Annotated in this window: 13 protein-coding genes; 8 read left to right on the forward strand and 5 right to left on the reverse strand. The window is 53.3% G+C overall.

The features are described 5' to 3' along the window. Positions 1 to 14 precede the first annotated feature (14 nt). Together BG55_RS09745 and ftsP are read left to right on the forward strand one after the other, a co-directional pair. Positions 15 to 752: a 1-acylglycerol-3-phosphate O-acyltransferase gene (locus BG55_RS09745; RefSeq protein WP_034936970.1), complete on the forward strand. Its 738-nt coding sequence runs from the start codon at positions 15 to 17 to the stop codon at positions 750 to 752. A gap of 92 nt (positions 753 to 844) precedes the next feature. After that, positions 845 to 2,260 (forward strand): cell division protein FtsP, encoded by a 1,416-nt coding sequence (gene ftsP / locus BG55_RS09750; protein ID WP_034936972.1) that lies wholly within the window; start codon positions 845 to 847, stop codon positions 2,258 to 2,260. Between the two features lie 361 nt (positions 2,261 to 2,621). Here the strand turns inward: ftsP and BG55_RS09755 are convergent, their stop codons facing one another. Both BG55_RS09755 and dkgA read right to left on the reverse strand, forming a co-directional pair. Continuing rightward, complete coding sequence (locus tag BG55_RS09755) at positions 2,622 to 2,900, reverse strand: YdgH/BhsA/McbA family protein (protein ID WP_034936975.1); 279 nt, start codon at positions 2,898 to 2,900, stop codon at positions 2,622 to 2,624. Positions 2,901 to 3,333: 433 nt separating this feature from the next. Then, positions 3,334 to 4,158 carry a 2,5-didehydrogluconate reductase DkgA gene (dkgA, locus tag BG55_RS09760; RefSeq protein WP_034936977.1) on the reverse strand — a complete coding sequence of 275 codons (825 nt, stop codon included), beginning with the start codon at positions 4,156 to 4,158 and terminating at the stop codon, positions 3,334 to 3,336. 234 nt (positions 4,159 to 4,392) lie between these two features. Between dkgA and BG55_RS09765 the strand changes: the two genes are divergently transcribed. Further along, complete coding sequence (locus BG55_RS09765) at positions 4,393 to 5,301, forward strand: AraC family transcriptional regulator (protein ID WP_034936980.1); 909 nt, start codon at positions 4,393 to 4,395, stop codon at positions 5,299 to 5,301. A 20-nt stretch (positions 5,302 to 5,321) separates the two neighbouring features. Here the strand turns inward: BG55_RS09765 and BG55_RS09770 are convergent, their stop codons facing one another. Both BG55_RS09770 and metC read right to left on the reverse strand, forming a co-directional pair. Continuing rightward, positions 5,322 to 5,978, reverse strand: coding sequence for a DedA family protein (locus BG55_RS09770; RefSeq protein ID WP_034936983.1), 657 nt, complete (start codon positions 5,976 to 5,978; stop codon positions 5,322 to 5,324). A 101-nt stretch (positions 5,979 to 6,079) separates the two neighbouring features. Further along, a complete protein-coding gene (metC, locus tag BG55_RS09775; protein WP_034936985.1) occupies positions 6,080 to 7,279 on the reverse strand; it encodes a cystathionine beta-lyase in 1,200 nt (399 codons plus the stop codon). 247 nt (positions 7,280 to 7,526) lie between these two features. Between metC and exbB the strand changes: the two genes are divergently transcribed. The 3 genes from exbB (at position 7,527) to BG55_RS09790 (ending at position 10,183) form a co-directional block, all read left to right on the forward strand. Continuing rightward, positions 7,527 to 8,261, forward strand: coding sequence for a tol-pal system-associated acyl-CoA thioesterase (gene exbB / locus BG55_RS09780; protein ID WP_034937387.1), 735 nt, complete (start codon positions 7,527 to 7,529; stop codon positions 8,259 to 8,261). Positions 8,262 to 8,266: 5 nt separating this feature from the next. Continuing rightward, entirely contained in the window at positions 8,267 to 8,689 is a 423-nt protein-coding gene (exbD, locus tag BG55_RS09785; protein WP_034936987.1) for a TonB system transport protein ExbD, read from the forward strand. Positions 8,690 to 9,088: 399 nt separating this feature from the next. Further along, positions 9,089 to 10,183: a mechanosensitive ion channel family protein gene (locus BG55_RS09790; RefSeq protein ID WP_052018775.1), complete on the forward strand. Its 1,095-nt coding sequence runs from the start codon at positions 9,089 to 9,091 to the stop codon at positions 10,181 to 10,183. A gap of 118 nt (positions 10,184 to 10,301) precedes the next feature. On the opposite strand, the gene tcuC is transcribed toward BG55_RS09790, so the two are convergent. Next, positions 10,302 to 11,621: an MFS transporter gene (gene tcuC / locus BG55_RS09795; protein WP_034936990.1), complete on the reverse strand. Its 1,320-nt coding sequence runs from the start codon at positions 11,619 to 11,621 to the stop codon at positions 10,302 to 10,304. Between the two features lie 325 nt (positions 11,622 to 11,946). Between tcuC and BG55_RS09800 the strand changes: the two genes are divergently transcribed. Beyond that, the gene (locus BG55_RS09800) at positions 11,947 to 12,840 is read left to right on the forward strand and encodes an SDR family oxidoreductase (RefSeq protein WP_034936992.1); all 894 of its coding nucleotides are present in this window, start codon (positions 11,947 to 11,949) and stop codon (positions 12,838 to 12,840) included. A gap of 499 nt (positions 12,841 to 13,339) precedes the next feature. After that, positions 13,340 to 15,409: a putative bifunctional diguanylate cyclase/phosphodiesterase gene (locus BG55_RS09805; RefSeq protein WP_034936995.1), complete on the forward strand. Its 2,070-nt coding sequence runs from the start codon at positions 13,340 to 13,342 to the stop codon at positions 15,407 to 15,409. Positions 15,410 to 15,472: the final 63 nt, after the last annotated feature.

Below are 15,472 nucleotides of genomic sequence, written 5' to 3' on the forward strand. Positions count from 1 at the left end.
AATAATGAGGATGTATGCTCTCCATTTTACGCTTCATCGTAGTAATTACTTATTCGGTACTGGTCTGTGTATTCGGCAGTATTTATTGTCTGCTCAGCCCGCGCAACCCACGCCATGTGGCGACCTTTGGGCATATGTTCGGCCGTCTTTCCAGGGTATTTGGCGTGAAAGTGGAGCTGCGCAAACCTGCCGGTGCGGAAAATTATCCAAACGCTATCTATATCGCCAATCATCAGAACAACTACGACATGATCACTGCCGCCAATATTGTGCAGCCGACCACCGTCACCGTGGGTAAGAAAAGCCTGTTGTGGATCCCGTTTTTCGGGCAGCTCTACTGGCTGACGGGTAATCTGTTGATTGACCGTGATAACCGTGCCAGTGCGCATGGCACCATTGCTGAGCTGGTCAATCAGTTCAAAAAGAAAAAAATCTCATTCTGGATGTTCCCGGAAGGCACCCGCAGTCGGGGACGCGGCCTGTTGCCATTCAAGACCGGCGCGTTCCATGCGGCCGTCGCGGCGGGCGTACCGGTGATCCCGGTGGTGGTCAGTAACACCCACGATAAAATCAAACTCAACCGGCTGAAAAACGGTCTGGTAATTGTTGAGATGCTGCCACCGGTAGATACCTCAGCCTTTGCCGATCAGTCGGTACGTAAGCTGGCAACCCATTGCCGCGAGCTGATGGCGCTCAAACTGGAAGAACTGAACGCAGAAGTGGCCAGGCGCGAAGCCGACGGGAAAATCTGATACTTTCCTGACCAGATACACAGCATTGATTAAAATCATAAAAATGGATAGCAGCCTGCCAGCAGCGCTGCTTTTTGGAATTCGGAGTTTTTATGTCCCTCAGTCGTCGTCAGTTTATTAAGACATCCGGCGTTGCACTCTGTGCCAGCGCATTGCCTGTCCAGGTGCGCGCCGCCGGACCGGGCACTGCGCTGCCGGTTCCGCCGCTGGTGGAGTCTCGTCGCGGGCAACCGGTCTTTCTTACCCTGCAACGCAGCCACTGGTCTTTTACCGGAGGCAGTAAAGCTCAGGTGTGGGGGATTAATGGCCTCTATCTTGGCCCGACGGTACGCGTGTGGAAGGGGGATGACGTCAAACTTATTTACAGTAACCGGTTGAACGAGCCGGTTGCCATGACCATCAGCGGGCTACAGGTTCCGGGCGCGCTGGCGGGAGGCGCACCGCGACTGATGTCGCCCGGCGTCGACTGGGCACCGGTAATGCCGGTGCGCCAGCCAGCGGCAACCTGCTGGTATCATGCTATGACGCCAAACCATATGGCAGAGCATATCTACAATGGGCTTGCTGGCATGTGGCTGGTGGAAGACGAGGTCAGCAAAGCGCTGCCGTTGCCTGCGCACTATGGCGTGGATGATTTTCCGCTGATTATTCAGGACAAGCGTATCGATAACTTCGGTTCGCCGGAATACGATCCCCCCTCAAGCGGTGGCTTTGTGGGCGATACCCTGCTGGTCAACGGCGTACAAAATCCTTATGTTGACGTTTCGCGTGGCTGGGTCCGCCTGCGGTTGCTTAACGCCTCAAACTCCCGCCGTTACCTGTTGCAGATGAGTGACAGTCGGGCATTTAACGTGATTGCCAGCGATCAGGGTTTCCTGCCTGCTCCGGTATCGGTCCAGCAGCTGTCGCTGGCGCCCGGTGAGCGTCGTGAAATTCTGGTGGATATGAGCCAGGGCAATGAAGTATCGATTACTGCGGGCAGGGCTGCTGGCGTGGTTGAACGGCTGCGTGGACTGTTCCAGCCCTCTTCAATCCTCACCTCCACGCTGGTTCTGACGCTGCGTCCCACCGGCCTGCTGCCGCTGGTGACCGATAATTTGCCGATGCGGCTGCTGCCCGATCAGCTGATTGAAGGAGGAAGCGGTCGTACGCGGGAGTTTCGCCTGGGCGATTCAACACCGGGAATTAATGGGGCGCTGTGGGATATGGCTCGTATTGATACCCAGGCGCAGCAGGGGACCTTTGAACGCTGGATAATCTATGCCGACCTGCCGCAGTCCTTTCACGTTCAGGGAGTGATGTTCCTGATTAAGAACGTCAACGGTGCGCAGCCAATGCTGGAAGATCGCGGCTGGAAGGACACGGTCTGGGTGGATGGTAGCGTGGAGCTGTTAGTCTCCTTTACACAACCCTCGTCCGATCATTTCCCGTTTGTCTACTACAGTCAGACGCTGGAGATGGCCGATCGTGGCAGCGCCGGGCAACTTCAGGTACAACCCGTCCAGTAATTCACGGTCTGTTCTCTGTTGATATTGTCATGATTGTGCGACCGGCAAAGGTTACACCGCGCTTATAAAGATGAGTCTGATTTTTACAGAGCGGTCAAACCTGGGATATGAATATTTTTAATAAAATTCAGCGTGGTTTTAATTAGTCATCAGCGATGATGAAACTGCCTGAGGTTATTATTAACAGGCTGTAAAGAATATCTGCTGATTTTAATGTGATATTAATTTCCCTGAATAACCATTTGCGTTGTTGTTAAGTGAAAAAACCAGATGAATAACGGCCATATCATCAGTGGTATGGCCGGGAATGGTCACGCCTGGTGTCATATCATCGCCAGCTGGCTGATGATAAGTCGGGTAATTATTGTGCCGTTTTCTTTTCCAGAATAACCGCCGTTCCGCGCCAGTGGCTTGAATCACCCGGACGACCAAGCGAAGAGATATACATATACTCACCGCCTTTTTTATCCACCTCAGCTTTCAGCGCATCTACCGCTTTTGACTTGCCACCTCTGACGTTGGCGATGGAAACACGTTCTTTTTTTGTATAATTTTTGAGTTCATTTTTCGGTACAATTTGCGCTGCCAGAGCTGAACCACTCAACATAGTAAGAACAATAAAAGAAATGATTTTTTTCATTGTAAGACCATCCGTAATTAAAGTTGATTAGTGGATATCTGCATTTTTATAACAGTATGCAAGTTTATCTGAAAATATCCATGTTTTCATTTATAAAATTATTCTGTAGTACCATTATTATTTTAATAAATTCACATTATCTGATGTTATTTTTTTATTAATTTACAGCTATGTTGATGAGAATTATCCCTTTTCAGGAAATATTCTCTGAACAGGCGGGCGTGCCACTGATTAGTGGAATTTATCTCATTAATGTCGGGCATATTTCAGAGATGGCGACTTGTTTAATCAGGGTTTAGAATAGATTGCGACAAATATTAATAACAGCATTATTGTTAACCAGCCGGGCTGCTGAAATTATTCCGGACCACTATTTTTTTAACAGACTGGTCCGGAATATCAGATTATTGCAAAGTGATTAAAATAACAGGCATCAGTTCAGCTCGTCAGGATTTGGTCCCAGACGATGGCCTTTGTCCAGCGAAGCGATTTCGCTGACCTCGGGCTTTTCCAGGCGGAAGTCAAAGACCTGAAAGTTTTCCGCAATACGTGAGGGAGTGACCGATTTGGGGATCACCACCAGCCCGCTGTCCAGATGCCAGCGGATAACAATCTGGGCCGGGGTTTTTCCATATTTCCTCGCCAGCTTTTTGATGATTTCCTGATCAAACACGCCTTTGCCACCTTGCGCCAGCGGGCTCCAGGATTCAGTCTGAATTTGATGCAGCGCATTCCAGGCATGCAGAGAGCGCTGTTGTAGCATGGGATGCAGCTCGACCTGGTTGATTACCGGACTGACGCCGGTTTCCTCCATCAGACGCTTCAGGTGTGCCTCATGGAAATTACAGACGCCAATGCTTTTTGCCAGACCCTGTTTTTGTAACTCAATCATCGCCTGCCATGCGCTGACGAAATGATCTTTCTGCGGGCAGGGCCAGTGCATCAGATAGAGATCCACGCTCTCCAGTTGCAGTTTCTTCAGGCTGGTTTCCAGCGCCTCAGGCACATTCTGCTGGTCGTCGTTCCACAGTTTGGTGGTAATAAAAATATCGTCACGCGCCACCGTCGTTTCCTGTAGCGCCTGACCGATTCCTTCTTCGTTTTTGTAGATTGCCGCGGTATCAATCGAACGATAGCCCACCTCCAGCGCTTTCAGCGCCGCCTGCCGGGCTTCATCAATACTGGCCTGCCACACGCCAAGACCGATTTGCGGCATCACAGTGCCATCGCGGAGTTTAATTACAGGTTGCTCTGTCATGATCTCTCCTTATGCAGCGAATAAAGCCGCCGGCGGGTGCCGACTTAACGATCCTAAGTTTAGTTGAGTTTAGCCGGTGACCTGCGAAATCTTCTGGTCCCCCATCCTGTGGGTGCGCCACGGGCAGCACAATGCCCATTCCTGCCCTGATCTTGCCTGTTTCTCCACGCTGCTGGAGTTATGTCTGAATATTCGCCATCATGAACCGGCAAAAATTCTGACTGAGAATAAATGATGGACAGGCATACCCTTTGTACCCGGCTGGCCCGGCAGGTTGTTAATCTGGTCACGGCGGGCACCCCTGCCACGGCATCCGTACCGGATATCCGGCTGATATACGCTAATCAGCCGGGGGGACGCACGCCGGTATTGTACAGCTCAGGGATAGTTATTTTGTTTCAGGGGCGAAAAACGGGCTATCTGGGCAGTCATATTTTCCATTATGACGCCACGGAATATCTGATGCTGACCGTGCCGCTGTCGGTGGAGTGCGAAACCTTTGCCACGCCGGAAGAGCCGCTGGCCGGTATTTTGCTGAATGTCGACCCGGTTAAACTTCAGGATTTGCTGGTGGACATTGGCGACGACGACAGTTTTCAGCCACAGCCACAAACCCGTGGGATCCACTCATCGCCGCTGACTGAAGAGATGCTGTGCGCGGCCGAGCGCCTGTTAGATGTGCTCAGCAACCCGCGCGATGCCCGTGTTCTTGGACCGCAGATTGTCAGGGAGATCCTTTATCACGTTCTGTCAGGGCCTTGCGGTGGCGCACTGATGGCAATGGTCAGCCGCCAGACGCAGTTCAGTCAGATTGCCCGCGCCGTGCGGCGTATCGAGCGTCATTACACGGATAATCTCAGTGTGGATCTGTTAGCCGCAGAGGTGAACATGAGCGTTTCGGCTTTTCATCATAATTTTAAGGCCGTCACCAGCACCTCGCCGTTGCAATACCTGAAAAGCTATCGACTGCATCAGGCGCGAATGCTGATGTTGCAGCAGGGATTGAAAGCCAGCGCGGCGGCTATGCGGGTGGGCTATGAAAGTGCTTCGCAGTTCTCGCGTGAGTTTAAACGCTACTTTGGCGTGACGCCGGGCGAAGAGATTGCCCGTGCACGCCTGGGAGTATCGACACCGACAGGATAACGGCAATGGATGCCGCGCTATCAGAGCGATTTACGCCGTCTCAGCATCAGCATAATGCTACCGAATACGCCAGCGAACAGCAGCACCAGCGGCAGGATCATCAGGATAGCCATCACCTGATCTTCATGGCGTTTAATAAAGGGCACATGGCTGATGGTATAGCCCAGCGTCACCAGAATACCGACCCACAGTAATCCGCTCAGCCAGTTAAAAAACTGAAAACGTGAGTTTTTCAGACCGGAAATTCCGGCCATGGTTGGCAGAAGCGTACGTACGAATGCCAGAAAACGCCCAATCAGCAACGCCATCAGGCCGTGGCGGTGAAACAAATTCCAGGCCCGCTGGTGATAATGGACCGGCAGGTGCAGCATCCAGCCTTTCACTATCGGCGTATTACCCAACCAGCGGCCCTGCAAATAGCTCAACCAGTAGCCGAGGCTGGCGGCGAGCGTCAGGATCGCAATGGTCGGGACAAAGCCCATCGCACCCCTGGCAATCATCGCGCCAGCCAGCAGTAACAGACTGTCTCCCGGCAGGAAAGCGGCAGGCAGAAGGCCATTTTCCAGCAGCAGCGTGACAAACATAATTCCATACACTATCCAGATGACTTCCGGACTGGCCAGAGCGGCAAAATCCTGTCGCCAGAGCGCCTGAACAATCTCGTGTAAAACAGCCATTTCGTATCCTGTTTACTGCGTTGAGCGGCTAATTGTACTCATATTCTGACCGTTGCGCGTTGACGCGATTAACGTTTTATTACGTATTTATCTGGCGTTTTTCAGGCCGGGCAGTCTGCGAGACGATCGAAACCCGCCGCCAGATCGGCAATCAGGTCGTCAACATTTTCCAGTCCGATATGCACCCGGACCAGCGTACCATGAAAATCAACCCCGCCTGCCGGGCGGATAGCCGCCAGTTCCTCTGGTTGATTGGCAAGAATCAACGACTCAAACCCTCCCCAGGAATAGGCCATGCTGAAGTGCTCAAAATGATCCAGATAAGCGGCCAGCTGCTGGTCACTGAGGCGGGACTTCAGAACGAAAGAGAACAGTCCACTGCTGCCAGTGAAGTCCCGTTTCCAGAACCTGTGACCTTTACACTGCGCTAACGCCGGATGGTTGACCACCGCTACCTCGGGCCTTGTCGCCAGCCAGTTTGCCACCTGCAAACCACTCTCCTGATGCTGGCGAAGTCGTACCGCCAGGGTTCTCAGCCCCCGGCTGGCCATATAGGCGGTATCGGCATCTACCATCTGCCCCATCAGATAAGAATTCTCCCGCAGCTGCGCCCAGCAGCGGGAGTTGGCGACGGCAGTACCGATCATCGCGTCAGAGTGGCCGATAAGATATTTTGTTCCCGCCTGAATCGAAATATCAATCCCCAGCGCCAGCGCCGGAAAAAGAATACCGGCCGCCCAGGTATTGTCGATAATCATCACCGCCTCAGGCGCTTTGCTGCGCACTGCGCTAACGATGGCGGGGATATCCTGAACTTCCATGGTGATGGAGGCGGGCGATTCGAGAAATACTACACGGGTGTTGGGTTGCACCAGCTCAGCAATTTCTGCGCCGCTACAGTGATCAAACCAGGTGGTGGAAACATTCATTTTGCTGAGGATCTTACTGCAAAAATCCTGCGTGGGCTCATACACTGAACCGGCCATCAGCACATTATCACCGGCGGAAACGAAGGCGAGAATGGCGTTTGCCACCGCCGCCGCACCACAGGGATAAAGTACACAGCCCGCGCCGCCTTCCAGCTCTGTCATCGCTTCCTTTAAGGAGAAATGGGTGAGCGTACCGCGACGGCCATAGAACAGTTCACCCTCAGCGCGCCCTGCGGTGGCACGTTTCTTATCGGCCACGCTGTCAAATACCAGAGAGGAGGCGCGTTGTATAACGCTATTCACCGCTCCCTGGGTGTAGCGTTTGCGCCGTCCGGCGGAAATCAATGCCGTTTCAATCTTTCTGCTGTTCATGCTGATACTCAGTTAATAAATGGTGATATGTCGCTAACGTTAACACGCCAGCGGAAGAGGGGAAATTGGCAGCCTGCTCAGTGACAAAGATTCAGCAAAAAATGACCCGGCGCTGCCCTGTCGGACGGTGAAAATGTAAAAAATGGCAACCTCTGGTCAAATAGTAATGATAACCACTATCAATTCGTTTTTGATTTGGTATGATCTGCGCTGGCTTTTTTTTCCCGTTTTTCCCTGGAGAGACAGCGTGACGAATGATTTGATGCAGACGGATCTTTCCGTCTGGGGCATGTATCAGCATGCAGACATCGTGGTGAAAGTGGTAATGATTGGTCTGCTGCTGGCGTCGGTTGTGACCTGGGCCATCTTCTTTCGCAAAAGTGCCGAACTGACTTCAGCTAAACGCCGTCTGAAGCGTGAGCAGCAGGCGCTGAACAACGTCCGTTCGCTGGAAGAAGCCGCCGACACAGCTGCCAGTTTCAGTGCCAACAGCCAGAGCAGCCAGTTGTTGAAAGAGGCGGAAAATGAGCTACTGCTGTCGCAGGGCTCGGACGATAACGACGGTATCAAAGAGCGCACGGCTTTCCGCATGGAGCGTCGCGTGGCCTTTTTCAGCCGTCATGCCGGTCGTGGTAACGGTTTTCTGGCAACTATTGGTGCCATCGCCCCCTTTGTCGGACTCTTTGGCACCGTATGGGGCATCATGAACAGCTTTATCGGTATTGCCCAGACCCAGACCACCAATCTGGCGGTGGTTGCGCCGGGCATTGCAGAAGCGCTGCTGGCAACGGCCATCGGTCTGGTCGCCGCCATTCCTGCGGTGGTTATCTATAACGTCTTTGCCCGCATGATTGGCAGTTACAAAGCCATGCTGGGTGATGTGGCGGCCCAAATCATGCTGCTGCAAAGTCGCGATCTTGATCTCGCCGCCAGCAACGAAAGTCAGCGCCCACATCCCGCGCAGAAACTGCGGGTGGGGTAAGCATCATGGCTATGCGATTGAATGAAGATGTTGACAGCAACGGCGAAATGCACGAAATCAACGTGACGCCGTTTATCGATGTCATGCTGGTGCTGCTGATTATCTTTATGGTTGCGGCCCCGCTGGCTACGGTGGATGTCCGCGTTAATCTGCCTGCCTCAACCAGCGCCCCACAGCCGCGTCCGGAAAAGCCGGTTTATCTGTCGATCAAAGCCGATAAGCAGCTGTTCATTGGTAATGATGCTGTCACCGCCGCATCACTGGTGGAGAAGCTGAGTGCTGAAACCCAGGGTGATAAAAGCACCACCATTTTTTTCCAGGCTGATAAATCAGTTGATTATGAAACGCTGATGGGGGTTATGGATAAACTGCGTCAGGCGGGCTATCTGAAAATTGGTCTGGTGGGCATGGAAACCAGCGGCAAATAATTTGCTGAAAAACATGGCGGCCGACGCGCCTCTGTCGGCTGAATCACCGGCTCCATCCACCGTAAAGTCACAAAATCTCATCACACCCGCCTCTTCAGCCAGGCGGGTGTATCCGCTTAAGTCCCACACGCTCTTCCCCCTGAAAACCCTGGCTGGTATCGCCCGTAAACCCTCTCCTGTGCAGAGGCCTGTCAGACGATGATTCAGGCACGTATTGCAGTGCTGAAGGCAGTAAACTCGTTGCGATACTTTACTTTTCTCCTGGCATCAACAACGCTTTTCCTTTGCAACGGCTGCTGTCGGTAATCACTGGCGGGCGCGTGCCGTCATAATTAAAGATGGTTTCAGTCACTTTTCTGGCCTGATGAAGGTCGGGATGTTAATCAAAAGGAGGCAGAAATGCCCTGGCAGTTAAATGATTTTATCAATGCCACGCCATGGTTGCCTGCTCTGGTACTGGTTGTTTTTGCACTTGTTTTTGGATTCACCGCCCGCTTTATCATCCTCAAAATTATCCGCTACTGGCAAAAGCGGGACAGAAAGCTGTTTAAATCGCTGGAAAATAACCTGCATGGTTCGCTGTTTCTTTTTATTCCCCTGCTGATAATCAATACAGGAATTAATTATATTGCTATCAGCGCAGATACAATGACATTCCTCTCCAGATTGCTGACGATATTTATTATTTTATCCTTTTGTTCAATTGCAGTTCGGCTGACCAATGTTGCTCAGGATATGTTATTTCTGCGCTACGATATTACCCACGCCAATAATCTCCGGGCCAGAAAGATCCGCACGCAGATTATTTATGTAAAAAAAGTGGTCATCGTCATCCTGATTGTGCTGTGTGTATCACTGATTTTGCTGAATTTTGCCAGCGTGCGTAAATACGGCACCACCATTCTGACCGGAGCCGGCGTTGCCGGGATCATCATCGGTTTTGCCCTGCAAAAATCGCTGGTCAATCTGTTTGCCGGCATCCAGATAGCCTTTACCCAGCCAATCAAGATTGACGACGCGGTAGTGGTGGAAAACGAATGGGGCTGGATTGAGGAAATCAATCTCACTTATGTCGTGGTGCGCATCTGGGACCTGCGTCGTCTGGTGCTGCCCATTACTTATTTTACCGAAAACCCTTTTCAGAACTGGACGCGCAACAGCGCCCAGATTTTAGGTTCGGTTTTTCTCTATGTTGATTACTCCATGCCGCTGCAACCCTTACGTGAGCATTTCGAAAAAATACTCAACGAGACAGCGCTGTGGGACAGGCAGACTCAGGTATTGCAGGTCAGTGATACCACCGATAAAACCATGACGGTCCGCCTGTTGATGACCGCGCAAAACTCACCCACCGCCTGGGATTTACGCTGCTATGTGCGCGAGAAGATGATTGAGTTTATTCAGCAAAATTATCCTCAAAGCCTGCCTAAATTCCGTGCCGCCCTGGAGGATAAAGCGCAAAACCCGACAGAGGGGAATACCGGAGATGCGTAGCGGCGTTGGGCTGAGGTGAAAAGGGGAAGTCCATAACGGACTTCCCCTGTGCCTGGATCAGAGGGTGTCACCACCCTCAAGCCGTCGGCTTATCTGCCGGTTGCTATCCCTTAGCGCATTACATCTGCACCGCTGGTGCACTGGAATGCTTCGCCTGATACTGACGAACCAGGCGTTTAATAATCATGGTGCCTGCCAGACCGCACACTGCGGCAAAGGTCAGCCACACGCCCGGCATCGCTTTATCGCCGGTGGCGTGGATCAGGTAACTGGAAATGGCCGGCGTGAAGCCGCCAAACAGCGCCGTCGCCAGGCTGTAGGCCAGCGAGAACCCGGTCGCCCGCACCTCTGCTGGCATCACTTCTGCCAGATACACTACCATTGCGCCGTTATAGCTGGCGTAGAGGAAAGAGAGCCACAGCTCGGCTGCCAGCAGGTGAGCAAAGGTCGGCGAGCCGACCAGCCAGTGCAGTACCGGCCATGCAGTGGCAATCATCAATACTGTAAACAGAATCAGCAGGGGACGACGTCCATAGCGGTCAGAGACCGAACCCATAATTGGCAGCCAGAAAAGGTTCGACAGGCCCACGCACAGGGTGACGAAAAAGCTCTGTTTATCGCTCATCATCAGCACCGTTTTGCCAAAAGTCGGCGTGAAGGCGGTGATCATATAAAACATCACCGTCGTGGTGACCACCATCAGCATTCCTGCCAGCACCAGCGCCCAGTTGCTGGCAACGGAACGCAGGATCTGTCCCATATTGGGATGCGACTTACGCTGGCTGAAGGCTTCGGTTTCCTCCAGCATGGTCCGGATCCAGAACAGGAACGGCACGATCATACAGCCGACAAAGAACGGAATACGCCAGCCCCAGTCGGTCACCTGATCCTTCGCCAGCAGATGGTTCAGACCCAGCCCCAGCAGGGCGGCAAAGATAACCGCAATCTGCTGGCTGCCGGATTGCCAGCTGACGAAAAAGCCTTTGCGATTTTTCGGAGCGATTTCCGCCAGATAGACCGAAACGCCACCCAGCTCCACACCGGCAGAAAAGCCCTGAAGCAGACGTCCAAGCAGGATAAGGATTGGCGCGGCGGCCCCCAGCGTCTGATAACCAGGCACCAGCGCAATGGTCAGCGTGCCCAGCGCCATCAGACTCAGCGTCAGCAACAAGCCTTTACGACGACCATGATGGTCGATATAGGAGCCAAGGATAATGGCCCCCAGCGGGCGCATCAGAAACCCTGCACCGAAGGTCATCAGCGTCAGCATCAGCGAGGCAAAAGGGTCATCACCCGGGAAAAACGTTTTAGAAATGGCGGTCGCATAGTAACCAAACACCATAAAATCATACATTTCCAGAAAGTTGCCGCTGGTCACGTTGAAGATGGTTCTGGCATTGCCCTGAGGCTTTTTCGGAGGAGAAGTTAACGCAGTCATACAGCTTCCTTTATGTTTTTTTCCTTTCTAGCCTGAGCTGGCGGGATTTAATGTGACGAACTTCACCGTTAACAGAGTATGGTTTTTTACATTAGTAACAAAAAATTAACAGGATGGAGCGGCTGAGCGTAGCTGAGGCGTCTCGCATATTGTCTGTGTTCTGCGGAGGATTACTTTTGTCTGCCGGTTTTTTCTTCTGTTTTCAGCCACCTGAACTTCATCACCGACGTCATCTTTATATCCATATGTTTCCGGACTGGACGGGCTGTCACCGTCTGCCAGGCTTAATGACAGGTGGCATTGATTCTTAAACTCAGGAGTACCTATGACTGACCAGTACAAAATGCAGAATCCTCTCAACCAGTACTACACCGACGATTATCCAAAGCAGCGCCAGAGCGCACCAGGGGTTCAGGCCGAAATGCAGCCCGTACCGGATTGCGGTGAAAAAACCTGGCGAGGCAGCCAGCGACTGGAAGGACGAAAGGCACTGGTCACCGGAGCGGACTCCGGTATTGGCCGGGCGGTGGCGATTGCCTACGCCAGAGAAGGGGCCGATGTGGCACTCTCTTACCTGGCTGACGAGCAGAAGGATGCGGAGGAGGTCGCCAGCCTGATCCGCGAGGCAGGGCGTAAGGCAATACTGCTACCGGGCGATATCAGCGATGAAAGGTTCAGCATCAGCCTGGTGGAGGATGCCCGTCAACAGCTGGGTGGCCTGGATATTCTGGCGCTGGTCGCCGGTAAGCAGGTTGCGGTGGAGGACATCGCTGAGCTGACCACCGAGCAGTTTCGCCAGACGTACGATACCAACGTCATGTCGCTGTTCTGGATAACCAAAGCGGCGATCCCTCATTTACCGGCAGGCAGCAGCATCATCACCACCTCATCCATTCAGGCTTATCAGCCCAGCCCGCACCTGTTGGATTATGCCTCGACCAAAGCCGCCATCCTTAACTACACCCGTGGACTGGCAAAACAGGTCGCGGAGAAAGGTATCCGGGTGAACTGTGTTGCACCCGGTCCCATCTGGACGCCACTTCAGATCGCCGGTGGGCAGACCCAGGATAAAATTCCGGAGTTTGGACAGCAAACGCCACTGAAACGTGCCGGGCAGCCAGCCGAGCTGGCCGGGGTTTACGTTTATCTGGCCTCGCAGGAATCCAGCTATGTCACCGCCGAGGTACACGGCGTCACCGGGGGTAACCATCTGGGCTGATTAACATCACCGCTGGCGCTCAGGCAGGCATCGCTGTGTGTCTGCCTGAGCAACTCAGGCCCCGTAGCTAAGCCACATCTCTCCTTCAGTTACTCCTTCCCCATCATAATTTTTCTGTCGCTGCCACCCCGACTGCGGGCTGCCATTAGCTGCAACAGATCGGCGTAACCCGCTTCCGGAGATCAGCCGAAACACACCGTTTAGTGCTGCGACCTGTGCGGGCAAAAATATCTAAGAATTATCCTGGCTGAGGCTGGGCAAAAAAAAGTGTGGATGGTAAGGTTTCCGGCAGAAAAAAACAGCCGGATAAGCCTGGTAAATCGTAAGGTAATAAACAGCTTACCGAAGCCTGTCGAGATAATTTGCCGCGACTGCTGACGATGTCGGTAAAGTTGACCGCATGTTGTCCGATACCGTGATGATTACCGATCGGTTTACGATGCTTTTTATTTAACTATCAGGGTGCCAGCCAGCAGGCTTCAGTCCCAGAGATCGACATATGCTGATGAGTTCTTACGACCACTTGCTGGTTATTGTCTCTGTTTTTGTTGCCTGCCTGACCGCTTACACCGCGTTGGATATGGCCAGCAGGGTGACAACCTCGACCGGCAATGCCGCACGGGTGTGGCTGCTGGGCGGCGGTTTTGCTATGGGAATTGGCATCTGGTCGATGCATTTTATTGGGATGCTGGCGCTCAATATGGCGAGGGTAATCAGCTATGATCCGCGCCTGACCATAATCTCCGTGCTGGTTGCCATCGCGGCCTCGATCTATGCACTGTGGATTGTCTGCCATCCCAGCCTGCCGCCGTATCGCCTGCTGTTAGGCGCCCTGATTATGGGCGGCGGCGTGGTTGCCATGCACTACACCGGCATGGCGGCGCTGATGTTTGCCTCTGACATTACCTGGCGCTGGGGCTGGGTGCTGGTTTCTGTCGCCATCGCATTGGTCGCTTCCGCCATGGCGCTCTGGCTGACGTTTACCCTGCGCCAGGGAAAGCGTTCCGGGGGAGTGCGCGCCGGGGCGTCTGCCATCATGGGAATCGCCATTGCCGGGATGCATTACAGCGGCATGGCGGCTGCCTGCTTCCCGCTGGATTCTCATGCCATGCAGATGAGTATCAACAGTCACTGGCTGGCTTTACTGGTGGTGGTGGTGACGCTCTCGGTTTTGGGTATCACGCTGGTGGTATCAACGCTGGATGCCCGCCTGCAAACGCGAACCTCGGTGCTGGCCTCTTCACTGGCTGAAGCTAACCGTGAGCTGGCTCAGTTTGCGTTGCATGACAGTCTGACCCGTCTGCCAAACCGTATCTTACTGGAAGATCGCCTCAGTCAGGCGCTGCGCAAAGCGCAACATGACGGCAGCTCTTTTGCCCTGATGTATATGGATCTTGATGGCTTCAAGGCGATCAACGATGTCTTTGGTCATCAGGTTGGCGACAGCCTGCTGTTAGCCTTCACCGACAGAATACAGACGTTGCTTTCCGGGCAGTACACGCTGTCCCGCCTCGGTGGTGATGAGTTTGTACTGCTGGTAGAGAGGGACCAGCCTGAGGACGCGGCTGAGCTTGCCGCAACACTGGTGAAGGCGATGGAACGGCCATTTGTCGTCTGTCGTTTTGAGCTGTCGGTAACGCTGAGCATCGGCATTGTCCTCTTTCCGGGGGATGGAGAGGATGGGCGGGAACTGATGTTTAATGCCGATGTGGCGATGTACCACACCAAAAATCATGGCCGCAACGGTTATCATTTTTTCCAGCCATCAATGAACAGCATTGCGCAAAGCCAGATACAGCTGATTAACGACCTGTGGCTGGCGCAGCAGCGCGGTGAGCTGCGCCTGCACTATCAGCCAAAATTCTGCGCACCACAGGGACCGATAGTGGGTTTTGAAGCGCTCATCCGCTGGCAGCATCCACAGCGTGGCCTGCTCTCCCCGGATATTTTTCTGCCGCTGGCGGAAAGAACCGGACTGATAGTCAGCATCGGTAACTGGGTGATCCACGAAGCCTGTCGCCAGTTACGTATCTGGCACCAACTGGGTAATCCGCAGTGGTCGGTGGCGGTTAACCTCTCGGCACTGCAATTTGAGCAGGCAGGTCTGGTGGAGACGGTGATTAATGCCCTGCGGGAAAACCAGATCGCGCCGGAGCTGCTGACGCTGGAAGTCACGGAAACCACGGCAATGCGCGATCCGGATCAGAGTGTCAGGATCCTGACGCAACTCACCGATCTTGGGGTGAAGGCCTCAATCGACGACTTTGGCACCGGGTATTCCAGCCTGTTATATCTGAAGCGTCTGCCTGCCAGTGAACTGAAAATTGACCGCGCTTTTGTCCGCGAACTGCAATCCCGTAATGAAGATGCCACCATTGTCAGCGCCATTGTGGCTCTGGCGCGCATGCTGAATCTGAAGGTGGTGGCTGAAGGCGTGGAAACCAGCGAGCAACAATCATTTCTGACCGGGCTGGGATGTCACTCATTGCAGGGCTATCTGCTGGGACGGCCGGTGTCGCCAGAGAAAGTACCGGAACTGGCACACTACAGTGGCCTCCAGCCGCTGTAAGTCACGCCGCAGTGAACCTCAGATGTTGGGTGATTTGTTATGGCATAGTTATAATAGTTGCCA

Origin of the sequence: Erwinia mallotivora, assembly GCF_000590885.1 — a bacterium.
GTDB classification, from domain to species: domain Bacteria; phylum Pseudomonadota; class Gammaproteobacteria; order Enterobacterales; family Enterobacteriaceae; genus Erwinia; species Erwinia mallotivora.

Excerpts from the sequence above, each read along its gene's own strand:
- BG55_RS09745 (WP_034936970.1), top strand. The coding sequence starts at position 15 with ATGCTCTCCATTTTACGCTTCATCGTAGTAATTACTTATTCGGTACTG.
- ftsP (WP_034936972.1), top strand. The coding sequence starts at position 845 with ATGTCCCTCAGTCGTCGTCAGTTTATTAAGACATCCGGCGTTGCACTC.
- BG55_RS09755 (WP_034936975.1), bottom strand. The coding sequence starts at position 2,900 with ATGAAAAAAATCATTTCTTTTATTGTTCTTACTATGTTGAGTGGTTCA.
- dkgA (WP_034936977.1), bottom strand. The coding sequence starts at position 4,158 with ATGACAGAGCAACCTGTAATTAAACTCCGCGATGGCACTGTGATGCCG.
- BG55_RS09765 (WP_034936980.1), top strand. The coding sequence starts at position 4,393 with ATGGACAGGCATACCCTTTGTACCCGGCTGGCCCGGCAGGTTGTTAAT.
- BG55_RS09770 (WP_034936983.1), bottom strand. The coding sequence starts at position 5,978 with ATGGCTGTTTTACACGAGATTGTTCAGGCGCTCTGGCGACAGGATTTT.
- metC (WP_034936985.1), bottom strand. The coding sequence starts at position 7,279 with ATGAACAGCAGAAAGATTGAAACGGCATTGATTTCCGCCGGACGGCGC.
- exbD (WP_034936987.1), top strand. The coding sequence starts at position 8,267 with ATGGCTATGCGATTGAATGAAGATGTTGACAGCAACGGCGAAATGCAC.
- BG55_RS09790 (WP_052018775.1), top strand. The coding sequence starts at position 9,089 with ATGCCCTGGCAGTTAAATGATTTTATCAATGCCACGCCATGGTTGCCT.
- tcuC (WP_034936990.1), bottom strand. The coding sequence starts at position 11,621 with ATGACTGCGTTAACTTCTCCTCCGAAAAAGCCTCAGGGCAATGCCAGA.
- BG55_RS09800 (WP_034936992.1), top strand. The coding sequence starts at position 11,947 with ATGACTGACCAGTACAAAATGCAGAATCCTCTCAACCAGTACTACACC.
- BG55_RS09805 (WP_034936995.1), top strand. The coding sequence starts at position 13,340 with ATGCTGATGAGTTCTTACGACCACTTGCTGGTTATTGTCTCTGTTTTT.